Genomic DNA, 21,903 nt, shown 5'->3' with positions numbered 1-21,903 from the left:
TCTAATGGCGCCTTTTATATTTTGGACTAGCAGGTTGATTAGAAAAAACTCCCAATTCAGCGAGTTTTTCATCAAATCTTGCCTCCCAATTTCCTGAATGACTCAAACTCATCCCCCGACCAGAATCACTTTTAAAGATTGAGTGTTGTTTACTTTTTAATTCATGAACCGTGATATTTTTTTTACTAAGATTGAAAGGTAAGTCACTATATCCATAGCAGGCATTCCCAGTATCTGAAAAATCAACAATATGGACGTTATCAATTTTTAATAAAAAAGCATTATTACTAGGGGTAGAGCCTATAAGATTTTTTAACCTACCGCGGTTAAATTCTATAAACTTTTTATGTGCCGGATTCCGAGACTGCAAGGCCGCTGTTCCTAAAAATATCTGAGAAAAAGAGATTTTATCAATAAATTTAATCCAGTAGTCAAAGCGATCTCTATCGGCTGTATGACTAAATAATTTAAAGAACGCTTCTAAATCTGCTCTAACGAACCATTGAATCACCATTTTTTTGGTATCTAAGCTGACATTACGCCAGCCTGCCGATGACTCAAATTGAGGATTACCCCACTGCGTCAAAGAGATGTTCTTTAAGACTTCATGTACTATTGTACGTCTTGAGGTTGTTGCATAACGTTCAAGTAACGCTGTTAAGATATCTTTAGTATAAATTGGGTTTTGTTCTAATAACTGCAGAAAGCGAGGGATGGCTTCTAGGTAATCGTCCTCTTTCATCGTTTTAACCGACTTGATAGATGAGCTTACTAAACTATCCCAAAACCAACTATTCGGTGCGATACTTAGGCTTTCTAGCTGATTGCTTACTCTGTCCTTATCGCTATTATGTAAAAAATCACGAATAAACTTTTTGGAAGGGTCTGCTGATAGTAGTTCAGGATGATCCGTTAACGTCGTCAGCCATTTTTTGGGCCGTGTGGTGGTTTGAAATAGAGAGGAGCGGTTGTTACTCAAAATGTTTTTGAGCTCAAGCCAATTGTTAGGCCGTTTGTTTATCTCATCTTGTTCTACTGCAAAATAACTATAAAGCAAAGGGAAATAAACAGCCTTAAGTAATGCAGGCTGCATGTTCTTAAACTGATTAATTAGTTTACTACCCACAAAAGTAAATAAAATTTTATCCTCATAATGCGGCAATTTTTTGCTCAGTGACCATGCAAGATTCTTCCAGTCACGTTTGGTCAGATAGTCTATGCCAGACTTTTCTAACTTTTTAATAGAATTGATAATCTTTTCTTCAATAGGCTGAGCATTTTCCATATCATCAAACCTACGCTCAATGATATCTAAGGTTTTTATCAACTTATGCGGTCTAGCAAATTTGTTTTGTGCTTGAGCAGGCTCAGAAAACATCTCGACGCTCACGTTTAGTCTTTGCTTTAAATAAGCGATACTCATCACATCTACCTTGACAACTGACAGCTTTCAACAGAAACGGTATCAAAGGTGGGTTGATCCTCGATATCCCCTTGTTCTTTTAAACCGTAAAACTGCATCCGTAGCTCAACGCGGCGCGAGGCTTCTTTACTGTCTTTTGCGGCATTAAATGACACACCGCCTGCTAGAAACAGCTGTTTAATTTGGTTTTTTTGCTCATCAGTCAGATTAAGCTCTGGGTTGAATTTAGGGTCAAGCAAACTGCACATAACCCATTCTGAGCGACGCAAGCTTAAGTTTAGGTTGTATAAATACGAGCCATCCGTATCGGTAAAGCCTTCAATCACAATTTGCTTGAACCACTTTTTGCCATTTTCACTATTGGCAGCATCTAAGACTACAGGTACTAACGCACTTAATGCTTTTACGCCCTCTGAATTTAACCTATAGTCGTTATGATCAAAACGGCCCGCTTCACCAAAATTAATACGGTTCTCTTTACAGTCTACGGTGATCAACTGATTCTTTAAAGTAGGATCATCTTTGATACTAGTACAAATATCTAAAATCTCTGAGCTGCGCTCTTTCTCTGCTTGTGTGGCTTCATTAATCTTTTTGGTTACTACCATTAAAGACACCGCCATCACCACCAAAAACAAAGTCATAAGCGCGGTCATCAAGTCAGCAAATGATATCCAAAAGGGCTTTTCACCCTCATCTTTTGAACGATGCTTCTTAGCGTACCTATTACTAATCATTAGCGATACACTCCCGAATTAGCGTCTGGTTTTTTGCGTAAGATCTTCAAGATCTTCTACCACATTCCCTAAACCTTCGACGCCCGTTGCCAGACGTTTGACAGCTTGGTCAAGTGTGTTATCGAAGGATACCAGTGATTGGTTTAGGCTACTTTCAACAGAGCTGCCAAAACTATCAAAGCTTTTCACCAACACATCGCTGACCTCTGTTAAGTACTCCTGCATCTCTGCCTTCACTTGATTAAGCGCAGTTGTCATGTCTTGCATATCGTTTAGCAGTTGACTGCTCATACCGGCCTCAGATTTTGATTGCTGAATGAGGCCCTCGAGCGTTTCGATGGCAAGATTGACGCTATTTTGAGAGTTCTTATAGTCTCTGACCAACTCAATCAAGTTGCTGCTGGCGTTTGTCATATTGGTTGAGGTGGTATTAACCTGTGCGATAAGTTCTGAGGATTTTTCAGTAACCGTACTCAGCGAGCTACCTGCTGTCGTAAACTGCTCGGACGCTCGGCGCATTTTTTCTGCGCCCTCGTTCATACCAGTGATACTATCGGTGGTGACTTGAGACAGTTTTTGAATATTCTCTTTATGCGTCTGAACGGCATCTTGGCTGTGCGCTATCAGCTCTTTAATCTCGCTACCTAAGTTATCAATGAGTATTGATGACTGCTCATGAAGTTTTTGCTGATTGTCTGATATCATACGATCTTGCTCAACTCGCTGCTCGGCAACATTTTTTAGCAGACCTGACATGGAGGCGCCCAAATCTGAGACGAGCTCTGACATCTTAGTATTTAGCTGTTCTGCAGCTTGTAGTCCTTGCTCACTCATCTTGGCAGAGCCTGCAGATAGGTTTTCTACCATATCGTTCATTTGAGCTGCCATCTCGTTTTGCTTTTGCTGGATATCCTCCATCATGTTTGTCATTTGTGTCTCTAGCGTCTTCGTTGATGTTTCACTATTGACTTGCATGTCTGTGATGAGCTGAGAAAATCCTGATTGCATCTCACGCATAGCGGTGACAGACTGCGTCATCATCTCACTCATACCCGTCATTTGGCTGCCAAATGTCGTTTCAAGCTTACTCATAAAGGCGGTTAACACATCAGTCATCAGCTCTTGCACGGCAGAGCCTTGATCGCCACTCACTTGCTGCACGCTGGAGGCAATCTTGTCTAACGGGCCTTGTAAGTTGTCAGTAATAGAATCGCCTATTTGAGTTGCCATCGACTGACTGGTTTGTGCATAAGACTCACTCAAATGAGTGGCAAAAGCTGTCTGATTCTTTTTATTCTCTTCAACCAGATTGGTCATCATGGCTTTTAAATCATTAACGAGACTGTCTTTGAGCTGGCGGGCATTGGCTTCGTTTGCTTGCGAGGATTTTAATAGTTTGGCTAAATACTCCTCACCGCTGTCATCAGGAATAAAGGCATTATCAATAGCAGTATTTAGCCTTTGTAATTGCGCATAGCACTGTCTGAGCCATGACTTTTCACGCCATGTGATAACCATAGCGACCAAAATCGCTAACCCAGACGCCATGAAGGCTTCAGCAACGCCAGTCAGTAGTAGATTTAGACTGTCTTGAACTGTGTCAGGACTGCCAGCAGGATCAAAGGCTAATAGACCGATGAGCAGACCTGCAAAGGTAACAATAATACCGACGCCCGTAATCATGCCGGGTAAATGCTTATAAAATTCTACTTTTAATGGTACATCTACGACGATGGACTCTGTAAAAAATGCTTCACTTGGTACGGTTGCATGCGAATGAATAACCCTATCTTCCCCATCTACCGTCTCGTGAATATCATGGAAGGTTTTTTTGTAATTCGACCACGCCTGCCTTAATGACGTATTACTACTAAACTTTTCATCTAATAAGTCTTTATTGACACCAGATGTATCATCAACCGCTTCTAGCTCCTTAGTTAACTGCAACAGCTTGTTATTTAACGCTTTAGCCGGTTTGGTATAATTTAAGATGAAGATTATGCTGACGATTACGACAAAAACCAAAATCAATGCTGGGAATACAAAATACTCCTGCGAGACTTGCGCCACTTTTAACCAAAAATCCATCGACACCATCCACCCTATCAATAATTACAGACTGTAACCAATAAAAATACAATGGTAACATAAACAAATGATTAGAAAATGACTGACAAATTATATTTAGGGATTAATAGGTATTTTCGAGAGGTTATGATTATGGTGGATGGAGTAACTAATACCATATTCAATAATATCTACGACATCTAGATGCCTTTATGAAGGTTTTGATATAAAGCTGTCGTAAGAGTCAATCGAGAAAACTGCAGATGCTCCTTTTTTTGTAAAACCAAATAAAAATATCACAACTTCTTCGTTCATATGCCGATTCAGGTGGTATATTCAATATTGCAGCTGACTCCATCATGTACTAACCACAAGCCCTACCCTTCTTAAACTGCTCAGCCTGATCGAATATCTCTGTATATACCTCATCACGATCAATAGGCGGATAACCCCACTCATCAAGCAGCACAATAAGATCAAACTCTAGCTCAGCTTTGATGTCATTACGCTTATTCCAGTCTGTATACTGCGTTTTATCATCAACTAGGTCTTTCACCGCTTTAGACAGTTTAATAAGATTATCTTCTGGGTAGCTAAAGTCGTATTTATTTGCCAGTGCGAGCAAGATGTCGTAAAAGGCTTTTTGCTCAAAGTCGATACCCATATCCTGATATGAGTTCACCTCATCACGCATCTGGTAAATGATATCGATGATTTGGTCAGTGAAGTCTTTCATCACTGTAGAGTGCATGGTATTGCTTTCATCACGCTCATTGTACTTTTGCACGATAGCGTTCATCTTCTTGCTAAAGTCGATACTTTTAACCTTGTTGGTCTTTTTAAACTCACCAATGGCTTTTTTGAGCAGTTGCTGTAACAGCTCCATCTTTGTATTGGGCTGTTTAATCTTATTAATCTTATCTAGATAGTCATCGTCAAAGATACTGATCTCGTGCCCATGCTCAGTGCCCATCTTAAAGATTTCTTCCACGCCATCACTTTGCAGCGCATCTTTCACCAGCTCACGTACCTTCTCATTCATTTGCTCAACATCAGGTGCATTGCCTGAGGTGATTTTAAATATGATGGTGCGTACCGCTAAGTAGTAATGAATCTTATCCTTGTGCGCTTGAGTCAAGTCACTACTACCGACACAGATGTCATAGGCAGACTTGAGACGCTTAACCACATCCATAAAGAAGCGCTTCGATTTTTCAGTCGTCAATACAAAGTTTGCCGACTCATTTAGACAGTCTAGCTGCTCAATAGGCTTACCAGAAAAATAACCTGAGTTATCAAAGTTATGGAACATCGCATCAAGCAGGCTGAGCTGGTCTTTAACGATAACCACAGACTGAGCAATCTCTTCTAGGTTTTGCTCTTTGCCTGCTGTGTACTGAGCCAGCGCTAGATTCATGTGCTTTTTAATGCCGATATAGTCCACGACTAGCCCGCGCTCTTTGCCCTCAAACTTACGGTTGACCCGTGAGATGGTTTGAATCAGGTTGTGCTTTTGCAGGGGCTTATCAATATAAATGGTATCTAAGAACGGTACGTCAAAGCCTGTGAGCCACATATCAACCACGATGGCTATCTTAAAGTTGGATTTGCCATTTTTAAATTGACGGTCCAGCTCTTTACGATACTCCTTAGTGCCCAGTAAGTCCCATAGCTGTTGAGAGTCATCTTTGTTACGCGTCATAATCATCTTGACGCGCTCCATGGGCTTGATGGTCTTTTTCTCGTTTTCAGTAAGCGTACTACCCTCTTCACAGGCCATCACTTCCGCCCACTGAGGTCGCAAGTCGATAATGTCTTTGTATAGCTTAAAGGCGTTCTCACGAGAGCTACAGACAAACATGGCTTTGCCTTTTTGGGTCGTGCCCTCAGCCACTCGTGTCTCGTAATGTTCAACGAAGTCTTCAGCAATGGCACGAATACGATCAGGGTCGCCCAGTACCGTGGACATAGTCGCCATGGTTTGCTTGCTTTTTTCTATCTGATACTCATTAGCGCCTGCGTCCTCAACCTGCTTATAGTACTTCTCTACCTCTTCTAGCTGGCGAGAGTCTAGTAATACCTTAGCCGCCCGCCCTTCATAGACGATGGGTACGGTGATCTCATCATGTACAGACTCGGTCATGGTGTAACTATCGACAATGGTCCCAAACACATCGAGCGTGGCATCGACTGGTGTCCCTGTAAAGCCAACGTAGGTCGCATTAGGTAGTGAATCATGCAGGTATTTAGCAAAGCCGTAAGTCTTCTTCACGCCATCTTCGGTCACGGTAATCTTCTGCTCAAGGTTGAGCTGGCTGCGGTGTGCCTCATCAGACAACACAATGACGTTGGTACGCTCGGTAAGTAGCTCTGTGTCCTCAGTAAATTTATGAATGGTGGTCAGATACACGCCACCACTTTTTATACCTGACAGGCGCTCTCTGAGCTCTGCCCGGCTCTCAACACTAATGATATTCTCATCGCCAATATAAGTCTTGGCGTTGGTAAATTGCCCGGATAACTGATCATCTAAATCTGTGCGGTCAGTAATCAGAATGATCGTTGGACTGCCCAAATCAACATCACGCATTAGAAGACGGGTCAAAAACAGCATGGTAAAGCTCTTACCACAGCCTGTCGCCCCAAAGTACGTACCGCCTTTACCGTCACCCGATATCAGCTCGCCAGCCGAGTCAAACTGCTTGATATGTTGTTTGATATTATGAAATAGCTTGGTGGCCGCATAGTACTGCGGATAGCGGCAAATGATTTTCTCTTTTTTAGTTGAGGTGTCAGGAATGTAGATGAAGTTACGCAGGACATCAAACAGGCGCTGTTGATTAAACAGTCCGCTTATCATGGTCTTAAGCGCACTGATGCCGTCTGTTTCTAACGCCTCCTCACCAGTGACTTTACGCCAAGAGTAGAAGAATTCATAGGGTGCAAACTGTGAGCCCATTTTGGTATTTGCACCATCGCTAATCACGCAGATGGCATTGTATTTGAGTAGCTCAGGAATATCGCGGGTATAGCGGGTCGTGAGCTGTACGTAGGCATCATATAGCGGTGCTTCTTCACGTATGGCGCTCTTAAACTCAAATACCACCAGTGGCAAGCCATTGATATATAAGATGGCATCTGGAATACGCAGCTCATAGCCTTGAATATTTAGCTGAGTGACAACTCGCAATGTGTTGTTGCTTAGGTCATCATAATCAATCAACTGGATAAAGAGGTCTTTTTGGGTATGGTCTTCACGCTTAAGCAAAAAGCCATTAGAGACATCTTTCATAATGGCTTTGTTGCTGTCGTATAGGTCGGAGGCTGGCAGGGTCTTAATGCGGTGAATGATTAAGCCAATCTCATAATCGGTAATGTGTTGATCTTGATATCGGCTGGCAAGAAATTCACGTAAGTCAGACTCGATTAATACCTCTTCTACGTCACGCCCAAGCTGAGTATCGACCACTTCGCCTGACGTGTATGGATATCCCTCGCTGGCAAGTAACTCAATAATGGCTTGTTCAAGTTTGGCTTCGGTGAATTTCACTAGCATGCTCTCTTATATTATTCGTAGCACCTTACGATATTGATCATACGGAAGGCGCTATTTATATTTTTTTCTTACAAGGTTAAGTCGCAGAAAAACCAATCACTATTCTAAAGAGCTATCAAGTTCCTTTGGGCTATTGCTCTTGTATTCTTTCTCTTCTGGATCGAACTGCCAAACAAAATCTCTACCAATAAAATCAGCTTCACTATCAGCAGGTCGCTCCCCCTCATATCTTTTAATAATCGGATAGTACTTAGAGCCGTCTGGTATGACAGTCACAGTAGCATCATAGTTGTAATATAGTGGTGAATCTTCAGGTATTACATCCTCATCAGACGTTCCACCAAATAACCCCTCATTATCTGCGCCACCATCACCTAACAAGTAAGCACCAATAAAGCCATCTTCGGGTAAATGCAATACTGATAACCAACTATCTGTAGAGCCTTGATGCATCTGAGTGGTTTCATAGATAACACCTATCAGATTATTGCCTAGTAGTTGCAAGCCTTTTGGGATATTAGCATCCTGAAGATTGACTCGATATGGTCTACCAGAGTAATGAATACTTTCTAAACTTTTACTAACGAGCTGAAACGGACCATCACTCAACTTTTTAAAACTATATAGATCTGCCTTTGTAGCGGCTGAGCTTACCTTTGAATCAGCCATCCAACTAGGGCCAGAAGGATCTCTGTCCCTAAAAACCATAAACTTTTCAATTACTACTAAATACCGTTGTTCATTCCTTGCATTCTTGTATTGGATAACAGGATGCATTACCGCTAAATCCGTATCCTCTTTATCTTCTGACCGATAAACTTCAATAGCCCCTTCTTTTGGTATTGAATCAATGTATTCATCTGATATATAACTTTGTTTTAGATGTCTTCCATAAAATTGACGCATCACCTGCTTAAAATTTAAATCAGGTAATTTAACCTGAGCAACTTTTTGAGCTGAGAATGCAGGTGTCACCGCCATAGCAGAAGTAGCAGTCAGAGAGCCCAAGCCAATCGCTACACTTAATAGTAATCTCTTCATAAAAAGTCCCTTTTAATACGTTTGAAACTAAATCCCTTTAAATATCAGCCACCAGTTTCTCAGCATCAGGAATACGCAGCTCGCCTGACATAAGTTTGGGAAGTAGCGTGTCACGCAGTTTGGATAGGCAAGAATTTTGTTTTATTAATGCATTTGTATGATTAAAAAAGTCAGTAGCTAATCTGTCAAACTCATAAAGTGCATGATTTGAAGGTATTACAATATTTAAGTCATTCAATACTCTCGTTGTCATACTTGGCACTGCGGAACCAACATTCATTGAAGCTAGATCAAACAAACTTAAGCATTGAAATAAATATTTGACAGTTTTTTCTTGTTTTGGAATTGAATAAAACATAGTGTCAACAGTCCAAAACTCTTCATTAACATACATCAAATTACTTAAAGTACCCTTGCGAGGAATTAATATAGACTCACCGTTATAAAGAGATTTATCAACTAAACGCATCAGACCGCCAGAACCATAGACAGGAATATTTCCTTCTTCTAACTTCTTATGATCTTTACCATACTTAATATCTAATAAATCCCCGAGCTTTTTTGAAGCCCACCCTTTAGGAATCCAGCCCAATTCTTCAGTAAACTCAAACTCACTGGGGAATAAGTCATTAACCTCTGAGTTAGTCTTGGCTTTGCCACTGTCTAACTGAGCTTGACGCATTTCTGCGCGCTCTTTTAATGGTTCAGGAATGGCCTTACCTGCCAGCAACGCATTATCAATCACGGGATCAAAGTCAACGAACCAGCCTTTAAACAAAGCCTGTGCCATGGCTTCAAGGGTTTGGTTCATTTGACGGTTAAGTTCGATTTTATCGTCTAGTGTTCCTAGAATATGGACTATGGCTTTTTGTTCTGGGAGTGGTGGGAGTAAAACTTCAATGAAGTTAAATGTATCTCGTGTGATAGTGTCAAATACAGCACCATGAGTAACTCGCTGGATATTAGAAATAGAGTTCTTTAGAAGATAGTATACAAAATCATTTATTGCATACTCAGGCTTTGCATCAATTCCATAACAAGATTGGTTAAAAGCCATTGGTTTTGTGACTTGAGCAAGCTCACCCACAGTTCCACGAGCTGAAATGATTATTTGACCTTCAGATAGCAATTTTGTACTACTTTTTTGCAAACCTAACTCTGTAATTGTTTCCTCAGATTGAGAAGCCATTCTGTAGTCATTATTAAAATCTTTAACTGACAGCCAAGGGATATTACCTCCCCAATACTCTTCCACACTTCTCTTAGGTGTACCGCCACCAATAATATTAACAACCTCAGCTAACTTCAGATATTGCCAGTTATTCGCCATAACCCAACACCTCCAAGTTCTGACGAATGGTCGCATCTAGCTTTTCAGACGCTTGCATCTGCGCATACAGCGTTTGGCTTAGCTCCAGCATCTTAGTCTCAAACGGGATACCGTCATCCTTGATCGCTGCCGCACCCACATAACGTCCAGGCGTCAGCACATAATCATTGGCTTCGATATCCTCAAAGGTTGCCGATTTACAGTAGCCTGCCTCATCCTCGTACGCTTCATAACCGCCTGCTGCCGCCTCACCACGCCATGCATGATAAGTCTTAGCAATCGCCTCAATATCATCAGTAGAAAACTCTTTATGCGTACGGTCAATCATCGCACCGATATTACGGGCATCAATGAATAGCGTCTCACCGCTACGATTGCGCAACCCACGTGCTTGACTATCAGCTGACTTGGCGGCTTTGTCTTTACTAATGAACCATAAGCACACCGGAATGGTCGTGGTATAAAACAGCTGACCGGGCAGAGCGACCATACAATCCACCAAATCATTCTCTAAGATTTGTTGACGGATTTCACCCTCACCACTGGTCGTGGTAGACATCGAGCCATTGGCCAATACGAAGCCCGCTGTCCCATGTTCAGACAGCTTAGATATCATGTGCAATATCCAAGCATAGTTGGCATTGCCCGTTGGCGGTGTGGGATACCCTGCCCAGCGTGGGTCATTGACCAGCTCATCATCAGCGCGCCACTGCGACTGGTTAAATGGCGGGTTGGCCATGATAAAGTCTGCTTTGAGCTGTGGGTGTTGGTCTTTGAAGAAAGTATCGGCCGCCACTTCGCCCAAGTTACTTGAGATACCACGAATGGCTAAGTTCATCTTCGCCAGCTTATACGTAGTCGTTGTGTACTCTTGACCATAAATAGACACATCCTTGGTGTCGCCTTGATGGTTCTCAATAAACTTAATCGACTGCACAAACATACCGCCCGACCCGCAGCAAGGGTCATATATCTTGCCCTTATACGGCTCAATCATCTCAGTAATCAGGTTCACCACCGACTTAGGCGTGTAGAACTCACCACCGCCCTTACCTTCACTGTCGGCAAACTTACCTAAGAAGTACTCATAGACACGACCGACCACGTCTTTGTGCTCATTGTCGATGGTGTCGATGTTATTAATCACATCAATTAGAGCCGCTAGTTTGCTCGGTGTTAAGCCAAGACGTGAGAAGTAGTTGTCAGGCAGTGCGCCTTTTAATGATTTGTTGGTCTTCTCAATGGTGCTAAGCGCCGTATCAATCTTCAGCGCAATGTCTTCTTGCTTGGCGTTTTGCTGAATGAAATTCCAACGTGAGTCTTCTGGCAAATAAAACACATTCTCTTTGGTATACGCCTGCACCAAGTCAACGTACTTCTCTTGGCCGGCGTCTATCAGCGCTTGCTTACGCTGCTCAAAGGTATCACTGATAAACTTTAAGAAGATAAGGCTGAGCACGATGTGCTTATACTCTGAAGACTCAACGCTACCGCGCAGTTTATTGGCCGCATCCCATAGCGCCTCTTCAAAGCGCACTTCTTTTTTATCACTCTTTTTGGTTGTTTTTGCCATGCTTTAGGGTCTCTATATTTTGATACGTAATTATGCAACGAATAAATAATTAGCCGTACAAGAGATGAATTTACTTAGTGGTAACAATTCTAGCGGTATTATGCGTTTAAGCAAGCTTATCTACCAACTAATTTTCGGGGTACTGCGTTGTTTGGGATGGGTTCCAAATAGAGAATATCAATTAAAGCTGACTTTACAGGGGAATATAGGCAATCTGAGAGATGCTCATGCAAAAACATCCATATTGGATAAACTTCTTACGAATATTTTAAGCAAATAAAAATTCATCATATTGTTCTAAATATCAACTAATGTTAGTATTAGTTGCTAATTATTGCTGTTTTGTAAATAAGATAGAAATTCCGGTAATAAAAGCGGGGTTCATGCTTATACATGCGTAGCCATCAGTAACTTTAAGCATAGTATCGTCCAGTATCATTTTACGGGATCCGCTACTCAGGTAAAGATACCAAAGTTTTCGAGGATGCGTCCTTATCGACCTCACTGTGACAGAAAGTCGATTATTTAATACACCCTACTACTAGAAACTGATAATAAACATCGTCTTATGTTGCCTAACAAGCGTTTTATCGTTCAAAGAAATATTCACTTGGCTAAGGCAGCTTTAGGATTTGATAGAAAAACGGAGCATGGTAGCTCTCCTGAAGCCAATACTTAATTACATTTTTTTTATTGAGAGACGTTATTAATGAAGATGCCATCAAGCTCAGCGAAAGATAGGCCAATTTCTGTCTGGTTTCAAAAGATACAAAGTGGCGAGATCAAACTGCCCCGCTTTCAAAGACACCAGGCTTGGGACAAAAACAGAATTTGTAGCCTACTAGATACTGTCACTAAGAACTTACCGTTGGGTGTTACTTTACTGCTAGATGTCGACAAAGAGCAGTTTGTTTCTCGGTACTTGGTAACGGCACCACAAACGGGCGGACGTGTCACAGAGCACCTATTAGACGGTCAACAGCGTCTGACCTCACTCTGGCGAACATTGCATGATAACTACGAAGACATGAATTACTTCTTATACCTTAATGCCTATGATGAGAGTGTGCCTGATCATGAAAAAACAGATGACTCAGAAGTTTGGTACAAAAGTCGTTGGACTAATAAAGACGGTAAAACCATGCCTTTATGGGTAGACGATCCCAAATCGTGTCTAAAACGCGGGGTTATACCCATGAATCTATTTAGACCTGGTGACATTGCAATCGAAATCGACACTTGGATTGATGATGCTTTGGGAGCATTGAAACCTACCGCAACTGACACTGATTATGAAACGCGATTAATGGAGTGGATGAATAAAAAAGCCAAATTGAAAGATCAGATAAGAGATTTTCGAGAAACTATCACTCACTTCAATCTGCCCTATTTAGCCTTACCGTCACAGACCAGTAAAGAAACCGCCTTACAAGTATTTATAAACATGAATACCAATAGTAAGCCTTTATCTCAGTACGATATCATCCGTGCAGAAATTGAGGGGGTTAGAGGCGTATCTTTAGATGATTATCAACGTGAGCTGGACGAAAATCATCCAGCTATCAAACATTATTTTGAATTACCTTTTTTAATACTGGCCACCTCTGCTCTCATGCAAGGAAAACTGCCTAATCAACGCGGCATGTGGAATATGAGTAAAGAGGACATGGTCGATAACTGGGGTAAAATGACTAAAGGCTTATCTAAAATGGCTACGTTTATGGAAAGCCAAGCTATTTATGATCGCACTCGATTACCGACTAATGCGGTGCTCGCAGTTATAGCCGCCTTATATATTGATATTCCTGACAATTTAGATTCAAGAGGAAATTTTGAGATACTACTAAAAAAATACCTTTGGTCTAGCTTTTTTACTGACCGCTATGAAAACTCAGCGGCTACTCATGCTTTCAGTGATTTTATTATGCTAAAAAATATTATCACCTCAGCCACTAAAGCAGATGGGTCTCACTATACTGAAAATGATGTACCTGTTTTAAATCGTGAGTTATATTCGCTTGCAGCTGATGATGAACTAAAACGTGTGGGTTGGCCTAGACGCGAAAATATTCGCGCTCGTGGCATTATGGCTGTATTTAGTAAATTAGGTGCTTATGATTTTGCTGATGGATCACCGCTCACCCGACAACAACTTATCGATGGGCGCAGACACTATCACCATGTTTTCCCTGACGCTCTGCTAAAAGAAATTGAAGCTGATAGTTATTTTTCATTGAACTGTGCTTTGATCACAGACAAAACCAATTTAAATATCAGTAATAAAGATCCGCTGAAATACCTAAAAGATCGCTACAACTCGACCAGTGAAGACATTGTCAACTCTCGCCTTCAATCTCATCTCATTCCACTAGATGAGTTAAAGTCTGGCGACTACACTGGATTATCGGGCGACGAAAAGACATACAAAGTCAAAAGTGACTTTGCACGATTCATCGCTAAACGAGCCGCTTATGTGGCGAAGGCTGTAGACATCTTAGCTGATGGACGAGATATTAATGCCTCTGAAATTATTAAAGACGTTGAGGAACATGCCAGCTTGATACAGGATGTAGTGTAATGGCCAACCAAGAAATTGACTAGACAACCATCAGATTATCTTTGATGCGACAGCGAATAAGCGTTTACTGCGCTTATGGCTTTATAGCCACGGTGCAGACCATCTTACAAAAGCAGCTAAGTTACCTGTTTGTGCTTATTGAGATGGCGTTAGGTCATACCACTATAAGCCCAAATAGCAACGCTTACGGACGGTTTGAGTACATCGATGATCGTAGTGAGATGATGCAAAAGTGGGCGGATTACTTAGATGCACTACGAGAAGGCAGAGATACGGCAGAGTTTAGAGCGAATGCGAAAGCCAAGACTAATCCTACAGCTCAGCTGCAAAAATTGATTGATGAAATTAGTGAGAATAAAGTATTTGAATTAATTAAAAAAGGCATAGATTAATCTATGCCCTTTACTCAATTAAGATTAACTAATCAATATTGGGAGTTTCCTAAATAACTTAGCTAACTCTTCTATTCGCTAAGTTTTGCGTACAAAAATAGTATTGTCATATGAGAATCAGAAACACATTAAGATTATAGATTAATTTAATAGCTTAGATTACTTTCTAATGCTAATACCCCTGTAAATAAAAGCCAGCTATATACTATCGTCTAGTTTTTTATTCATTATTCAGAAGCTATCAGCATGTCAGACCTACTAGATTTTATTCAGCCTACCACTCCTTTGTCCTCACCATCTAAACCTAGCAGCTTGCCTGAATACTTGCGTCTCAATGCAAAAAAGAACATTGGGCAGTTGCAAGCCGTTGATCACCCTGCACTTTTACTAACAAAATTAGATCAGGTTCAAACTCTTTGGCTAGATCTCGAGATCAATCCTAAAAGCAATGCACTCATTGATGGTGCTTTTTTAGTTGACAACCTCTACTGGCACTTTAACGCTCAAGAATTCCAGCAGTATGCTGATTTTATTTATAATCTATTACAAAAAGCTAAATTTTTAGGGGGTCATCATCTTATTGAATTTGATGTACCGCATTTGTCTGCACTATTAATGGATGCTTTAGCGACTATTGATAATAAGTATGAGCGCTCAACTAATTCGTTCACTACTCCTGTTACTGACTCTGATATTACTCGTCAAACACTACAAAACTGGCAAGCCAAAGCTTGGGATACCTTGATACTAAGTTGCCTGTTTATTCCGCATCAGCCCAGCCATGCTTTAGCCAAAATTTATAAAGCCAATACCGATTATAACAACCCTGTTCTTGACTGCTTAGAGAGTCGCTGTGTATTTGAGCTTTGCGCGCAGGCGTGGCAGATTTTACCTGCTAATATGCAAATACTCTTTCATAAGCTATTACCGCAGCTTCAGCATTTAAACCAGCTTAGCAGTCAAAATCACGATCAAAATGCTAACCAAGGCTACTTTGCTATCGATAAAGACAATATCTTTGATGTAGATACTATCTTTAACGAGCCGTCTGCTAACTTGCCCGCTGGTAATCAGAAACAGCTTATTACCTTGTTAGAGGACTGTATTGCCAATGCTCATTCAGCTCATGAGGGCTATGAGACTCATGATAGTAAGGAGCACTTAATACTATGGCAACATCTGGGTATCGCTACTTTTATAAATTGGCTACGCTATTTTGATAAGCCGCAAGCACGCCGCCCCGTATGGCTGACCAAGCATTCGGTTCATGGCCGTAGTTTTCATCAAGCTGAGCAGGCTTTTTGGCATTTGCAGGCGCCAAGTACCGACTGGATTAACGAGCAATGCCAGCATTTTTTCGGCTTTGAGCGTTTGCGAGAAGGACAGCTATCCATCGTCAAAGCGGTGCTGATGAATAAAGATATCCCCCTTGGCATATTGCCCACAGGCGGCGGTAAAAGCTTAACCTTTCAGTTACCTGCTCTGATACTCAGCAAATATAAGCGTCAGTTAACGGTAGTCATCTCACCGCTAAAGGCGTTAATCGAAGATCAGGTGGTTAATCTACATACCGATTTGCCAGATTACGCCAGCCGTATTGCTTATTTGACCTCAGGTCAATCAATAGATACCCAAAAAAAGATTTTAGATGGTATTTGGCAAGGCGATATCGATATCATTTATATGAGTCCCGAGCGCCTACGTACTCACAGTATTCGGCAACTTTTGAGGAACCGCCCGCCAGCATTTTGGGTATTAGATGAGGCGCATACGCTTAGCCAATGGGGTACTGATTTTCGCCCCGACTTTTTGCGCATCGCCGATCATATGATGGCCTGTTATAGCGATGAGCTACAAAAACGCTTTACACAGCAGCTTGAGCAGCAAAGTACCAATAAAGACAAACCCCAGCTGGATATGTTAAGTGATTTGTCTAATCAGCATAATCCTGATTCATCTAAAACCCCTAGTAGCAACTTGTCAGAATTTGTGCCGCCAACTATTAGCTTGGTAACTGCCACCGCCTCCGCGCGCGTCAAAGATGATTTAGAAAGTGAGCTGGTAGATAAGCTTACCACTTTGACCGCTAACAAAGACTTGGTGCAGTATGGCACGGCTATTGAAAACCTAAAGATTTGGCGTGATGATATCAGCGCTCATTTTATAGAAGTAAGCAAAGATGAGCGCGAAGCGCATAGTTATAAAATAGTTAATGAGCGCAAAGCTTGGTATGAGGGCCGATATCCTGAGCATCCCGAAAAAGGCGTGACTATTGTCTATTTGCGTAACCGTAAAGCCTGCGACCAATACGCTGATGATTTTGCCCAGCAAGGCTTAGCGGCAGCGGCTTATCATTCAAAATTAAGTGATGTTCAGAAAAAAAGTGTACTTGAGAAGTTCAAAAATGATGAGCTGGACGTGGTGGTATGTACCAACGCTTTTGGTATGGGTATCGATAAAGAAGGCATTCATACCGTCATTCATAGTGGCCCACCAAATAATTTAGAATCGTATATTCAAGAGATTGGCCGGGCGGCGCGTAAGTCTTATGAGGTCGGTAGCGCCTATATGCTTTGGGATCAAAAGGACATTGAAGCCCTGTTCTTTCAGGAGCGACAGTCGCGCATACCCAATACCAATACCTTGCGAGACTGCTGGACCGCTATACGTCCAGCGCTCACTAAACCCATGCAAGACCAATGGTTCCCAAGCAGTGTGCTTGCGCCGATACTTGCGCCAGACGGTGAGGACGAGCAGCTGAACACTCAAGTTAGGGTAGCGCTACTTGCCCTTGAGCGTTATGGCTTACTGACTGAAAAAGACCAGCAACCAGCTTGGATTAGCATTAAACTCTCAAGCCAAGCTCCTGCTAGCGAGCACACCAGTATGGCTAAGCTCTATGGGCAGTTACAGCAGCTTACCGATGACTCTTTAAATACAGCAGCACAGTCAAATAGTAATCAAAACACAAACAGCAAAGCTGAAAGCTCTAATAGTAAAAGTGACGGTAATAACGATACTGGCCTGACCCGCTATCACTTACCGGAATTAGCACTAGCGCTTGGTTATTCAGTCAAGTCGCTGTTAAAAGGGCTACGCGAATTGGTCAATCAAGGTCACGCTCAGTGGCAGGTGATAGCGCGCGTGCGACTAAAATATACTCATCGCTATCTAAAAGGCGAATTTAATCGGTTAGGCCGAATTATTGCTGCTATGGAGGAGTGTCTTAATAGCAGTTACGGGGCACTTGGTGGCACTGAAACGATAGAAGCGTTAGAGGCGCAAGGCATGACCCAACTCAATACCAAAGCGCTTGATAATTGGCTAGCTCAGCAGCGCCACAATCTATCGACTAAACGTCATATCCTGCCAATGTTTCGGGCATTAGGGATCCTAAAAACGCGCAACCATGGTACAACGCAAGTGTTTGTGTCCTCCACCAATAACACTAAATTATGGCAAATCGATGCAGAGCTAACCGATGACTGGCTGAGCTGGACTCGTTATGCCAAAGTGCTGATAGCCGAGTTAACACCTTTGTTTGAAGAGCAATTGCTACCCGCCCTACCGGATAAAAAAGACGGCGATGGTAAAGACTTTAACTTAGACATTCTTGCCAAAGTGCTACAGCGCGATCCTGACACTATCTTGACCCAGCTTGAGCAATTACAGCGCTTGGAGCTGATTGAGCTTAGCCGTTTGGACGACAGTCAAGATGCTATTTTCTTTATCGGGAAACATCGAAAGCCCACTACTAAGTATCATGAAAACGCCTATCAGTATTTGCAAACCCACTATCAGGACCGCTGCGCCCGTATTCATATGCTCAGCTTTTGGTTACAAGCAGAAGCAAGCGTTCAGCAAGCGCTTATTGAGGACTACTTTACTAAGCCACTTGCTCAAGTGATTAAAACCTATATCGATAACGGCATTGATGTGCACAAACCTTATATTAAGGATTATGCAAAAGAAATCCTACCTGATTATTTTAGCGCTACTCAAAAACAAATTATCAAAGAAACCAGCCGCGCCGCTATGGTCCTCGCCGGCCCTGGCTCTGGTAAAACCACGGTTGTGGTACACAGAGTGGCGTACTTACTCATGCTAGAGGAGATCAAGCCTGAAAAGATTTTGATCTTGGCATATAACCGTTTGGCAGTAGCTGAGCTTAGATCGCGCCTGCTCGCTTTGATCGGTTACCATGCGATCAATGTCACCATCGAGACCTTTCATGGGCTGGCGCGCCAAATTACTGGACTTAGTGAAAAAGACGCTCCCGACGCGGCTCTTGATGAGATTGCCGCGCGTATTGAGCATTTAGGTCAAGAGAAAAATCAACAAAAACGCCGTGATAATGCACGCTATCAGTGGATGATTGAGCAAGCTATCAGTCAGTTGCAGGAGCGGCCACAGCATTTTCAGTACATCATGGTCGATGAGTTCCAAGATATTGATGAGTATCAGTATGAAATGATCGGGCTACTAGCGGATCTGCAATCACAAGACGACAATAGTAATAACGCAGATGATAGCTATATTGCTATAGACGCTGATGATGATACTGATAATGACAACTTTGAGCAACGCGGTTATCTCATGGTGGTCGGTGATGATGACCAAAACTTATACGCCTTTCGCGGTGCCAGTATTCAATATATTCAACAGTTTGCCGATAACTACCACGTTAATACTGAGCAAAAATTTTATTTATTAGACAACTATCGCAGCGCCAATAACATCGTCGATCTTGCCAATGCGTTTATCGCGTCTAGCTTACCAAGCAATGAGCGTCTGAAACAAGCTGAGCATAGCATCAAGGCCACACAGCCTCATTCAGACAGGCCCATTCGCTATGGCTATTATAAGCAAACCCAAGGTATCGATATGGCAGCGTGGCTTGCCCTCGATATTGAGCAGCGCCTAGCTATTATTGAACAAGACAGCACTCAGACTCAACCACAAACCATAGCCGTGCTAGCCCCTAAGTGGTCACATTTTGATGCCATACAGCATTATCTTGAAGCATTGAGTATTAGTAGTCAGCGCTACAATGAAAACGAACAAGTAACCCCTATCAATAGCTTTATAGGACAAGCGTTGTTTACTCATTTGAGTGCTAAACGGTTAGATGTGATAGAAGGTAATGTAGCGACATTTTTAGAGCGCTGGCGCAGCGAACAAAAGCTAAATCCATTAGATAAAGCGTGGGATGCGATTATCAATCGTACTCAAGAGATGGCAGATGTGACTTATGAGCAGGTGCTACAAGAACTCGAAGCGACTTTATATGATGATAAAACCCAAGTTATATTGATCACTTATCATAGCGCCAAAGGCATGGAGTTTGATCACGTCTATGTGATTGATGAGCAATCGTCTACTGCAACCGATCATAGCTATGATAGGCCCCTCTATGTAGCACTAACGCGAGCTAAGCAAACCCTGAGCCTGCTTTTACAGTATAAAGCACATCATCCTACCCTTGCCAAAACCCTATCTATCCGTGGTGAACGAATTGACTTACCTAAGGTCAATCCGCCTACCATGTTAACCTTTCATCGCTTTATGCGTTTGGATGAACTCATGCTAACGCCACGCGCCTTGGTGAATAACGCGGGACGAGAGTTTATAGAACAGACATTTTGCAGTAATAGCTGGACAAAAACACGGAATGATATAACAGGGTTATTTTGCGTCGCTTGCTATAAAGAAGATAAAAAAAGCGATGGTTTTTACTCAGCAAGAGGGCAACAAATTGCCCAGTTTTCTACCACTTTCGCTAAAGAGTATTCATCTCAAGGCCAAGGTAACAATCATCTAACTATGACAGGGTTTACGACGACCCTATTTCATCAGCAAGATATCTCTTGGTACAAAAAAGCCGGGTATCAAGGCAGTGAGAATAGCCATTATCTGATTGTGCCGTATGTTCGCTTCAATATTGACATATAAGAAGACTAAATCAAACACTTGAAAGTGATTATCAAGCTTTTCTGATAAACAAAAAGTCTTTCTAACGGCTCGTCTTAATCGATGTCTGAGACGGCAGTTATTTCTTTCTATACCTACGGTGTGTTGTTTGCCAATACGCTTGTGATCAAGCTTAAAGTCGGTTATAAAGCTGTCCCAGTTATCCATATTAATAGAGTCATAGCTTACTTTGAGTTGCTTGAGATGAGCTCTTAGCTTCTTAGCCGTTTTTAAGTCACGTTTGTCCCAAACGTAAGCAATAATCTCATTAGTCGCACGGTCATGTAACTATCCCCTAAACTAACACAGCTCAAACGTAGAATTTCTTATAAAATACCCATAAGGAGTTTTAATATGAGCAAACGAATGACTGAGACGCAAATAGTATCGATATTAAAAGAAGCAGAAGCTGGGATACCTGCTAAAGAGCTGTGTCGTAAATACGGGGTAGCTAGCTCGACTTTTATAATGAGGAACGTTAAGAAACAGTCTGGGAGACTGTTTTAGTGACGCAAGACGAAGCGATAGCGAAGTTAGATACAAATATGAAGGTATGGAAGCGTCTGACGTCAAACGCTTAAAAGAGCTTGAAGAAGAAAACCGTAGGCTTAAAAAGATGTATGCTGATTTAAGCCTCAAAGCGCAGATGCAGGAAGATATCATAAAAAAGCTATAGCGCCTGCCCTTGAGCGCAAAGTCTGGGCGCAAGAATTGCAGGCGCAGTATGATGTCAGCATTGCAGTGAGTTGTCAGGTTGTCTGTATGAGTCGAACCGCTTACTACTATAAGCCTAAGCTATCTGATGATAGTGAGATTATTGATGTCTTAAACAAGCTTACTGACAAGCACAATCGTTGGGGTTTCCCAAAGTGTTTTAAGCGTATACGCAAGCTTGGCTATTCATGGAATCACAAGCGCTTACACCGTGTTTATACCGCGTTAAACTTAAACCTACGCCGTAAGTCTAAAAGACGGCTACCAGCACGTAACCCCCAGCCGCTAAGTGTGCCAAACGCATTGGGTCATACTTGGTCTATGGACTTTATGAGCGATAAGCTGCACAACAATATTCGCTTTCGAACCTTTAATGTGATTGATGATTACAACCGTGAAGTATTAGGCATTGATATTGGTACCAGCATTCCATCACTCCGAGTGATTCGCTACCTTGCATATTCTTATCAACATAACCATTCATTATTATATGTTGTGACCAATCATTCTTATGAATAACCC

12 protein-coding genes and 2 pseudogenes are annotated in these 21,903 nt (G+C 42.0%); 6 read left to right on the top strand and 8 right to left on the bottom strand.

Annotation, left to right across the window (positions count from 1 at the left end):
- Position 1: 1 nt before the first annotated feature.
- From JMX98_RS07700 to JMX98_RS07670, 7 genes are all read right to left on the bottom strand, one after another.
- Complete coding sequence (locus JMX98_RS07700; protein WP_201585708.1) at positions 2-1,423, bottom strand: EH signature domain-containing protein; 1,422 nt, start codon at positions 1,421-1,423, stop codon at positions 2-4.
- Between the two features lie 5 nt (positions 1,424-1,428).
- Positions 1,429-2,160, bottom strand: coding sequence for a type I Zorya anti-phage system protein ZorB1 (gene zorB1 / locus JMX98_RS07695; protein WP_201585706.1), 732 nt, complete (start codon positions 2,158-2,160; stop codon positions 1,429-1,431).
- Between the two features lie 18 nt (positions 2,161-2,178).
- Complete coding sequence (gene zorA, locus JMX98_RS07690) at positions 2,179-4,248, bottom strand: anti-phage ZorAB system protein ZorA (RefSeq protein WP_201585704.1); 2,070 nt, start codon at positions 4,246-4,248, stop codon at positions 2,179-2,181.
- A 343-nt stretch (positions 4,249-4,591) separates the two neighbouring features.
- Positions 4,592-7,783 carry a type I restriction endonuclease subunit R gene (locus tag JMX98_RS07685; protein WP_265089358.1) on the bottom strand — a complete coding sequence of 1,064 codons (3,192 nt, stop codon included), beginning with the start codon at positions 7,781-7,783 and terminating at the stop codon, positions 4,592-4,594.
- 99 nt (positions 7,784-7,882) lie between these two features.
- Positions 7,883-8,824 carry a hypothetical protein gene (locus tag JMX98_RS07680; protein ID WP_201585702.1) on the bottom strand — a complete coding sequence of 314 codons (942 nt, stop codon included), beginning with the start codon at positions 8,822-8,824 and terminating at the stop codon, positions 7,883-7,885.
- 37 nt (positions 8,825-8,861) lie between these two features.
- The gene (locus tag JMX98_RS07675; protein WP_201585700.1) at positions 8,862-10,154 is read right to left on the bottom strand and encodes a restriction endonuclease subunit S; all 1,293 of its coding nucleotides are present in this window, start codon (positions 10,152-10,154) and stop codon (positions 8,862-8,864) included.
- A complete protein-coding gene (locus JMX98_RS07670) occupies positions 10,144-11,727 on the bottom strand; it encodes a type I restriction-modification system subunit M (RefSeq protein WP_201585698.1) in 1,584 nt (527 codons plus the stop codon). The genes JMX98_RS07675 and JMX98_RS07670 overlap by 11 nt, the downstream gene beginning before the upstream one ends.
- Before the next feature lie 709 nt (positions 11,728-12,436).
- Between JMX98_RS07670 and JMX98_RS07665 the strand changes: the two genes are divergently transcribed.
- The 3 genes from JMX98_RS07665 (at position 12,437) to JMX98_RS07655 (ending at position 20,649) form a co-directional block, all read left to right on the top strand.
- Positions 12,437-14,305, top strand: a complete 1,869-nt coding sequence (locus JMX98_RS07665; RefSeq protein WP_201585696.1) for a DUF262 domain-containing protein — start codon at positions 12,437-12,439, stop codon at positions 14,303-14,305.
- A gap of 44 nt (positions 14,306-14,349) precedes the next feature.
- On the top strand, positions 14,350-14,697 hold the full coding sequence (locus JMX98_RS07660; RefSeq protein WP_201585694.1) for a hypothetical protein: 348 nt from the start codon (positions 14,350-14,352) through the stop codon (positions 14,695-14,697).
- 246 nt (positions 14,698-14,943) lie between these two features.
- A complete protein-coding gene (locus tag JMX98_RS07655) occupies positions 14,944-20,649 on the top strand; it encodes a UvrD-helicase domain-containing protein (RefSeq protein WP_201585692.1) in 5,706 nt (1,901 codons plus the stop codon).
- On the opposite strand, the pseudogene JMX98_RS07650 reads toward JMX98_RS07655, so the two are convergent.
- Positions 20,542-20,937: pseudogene (locus JMX98_RS07650) on the bottom strand (IS1 family transposase); the annotation flags it as partial. The gene JMX98_RS07655 and the pseudogene JMX98_RS07650 overlap by 108 nt on opposite strands.
- Before the next feature lie 84 nt (positions 20,938-21,021).
- On the opposite strand from JMX98_RS07650, the gene JMX98_RS07645 reads away from it, so the two are divergent.
- From JMX98_RS07645 to JMX98_RS07640, 3 genes and pseudogenes are all read left to right on the top strand, one after another.
- Positions 21,022-21,174, top strand: coding sequence for a transposase (locus tag JMX98_RS07645; protein WP_201585690.1), 153 nt, complete (start codon positions 21,022-21,024; stop codon positions 21,172-21,174).
- Positions 21,175-21,202: 28 nt separating this feature from the next.
- Positions 21,203-21,293, top strand: a pseudogene (locus JMX98_RS14300) (transposase); the annotation flags it as partial.
- A gap of 136 nt (positions 21,294-21,429) precedes the next feature.
- Positions 21,430-21,900 (top strand): IS3 family transposase, encoded by a 471-nt coding sequence (locus tag JMX98_RS07640; RefSeq protein WP_201585688.1) that lies wholly within the window; start codon positions 21,430-21,432, stop codon positions 21,898-21,900.
- The last annotated feature ends 3 nt before the right edge of the window (positions 21,901-21,903 follow it).

The organism is Psychrobacter sp. HII-4, assembly GCF_904846595.1.
GTDB classification, from domain to species: Bacteria; Pseudomonadota; Gammaproteobacteria; order Pseudomonadales; family Moraxellaceae; genus Psychrobacter; species Psychrobacter celer.
This window is presented reverse-complemented; position numbering and strand designations above follow the sequence as displayed.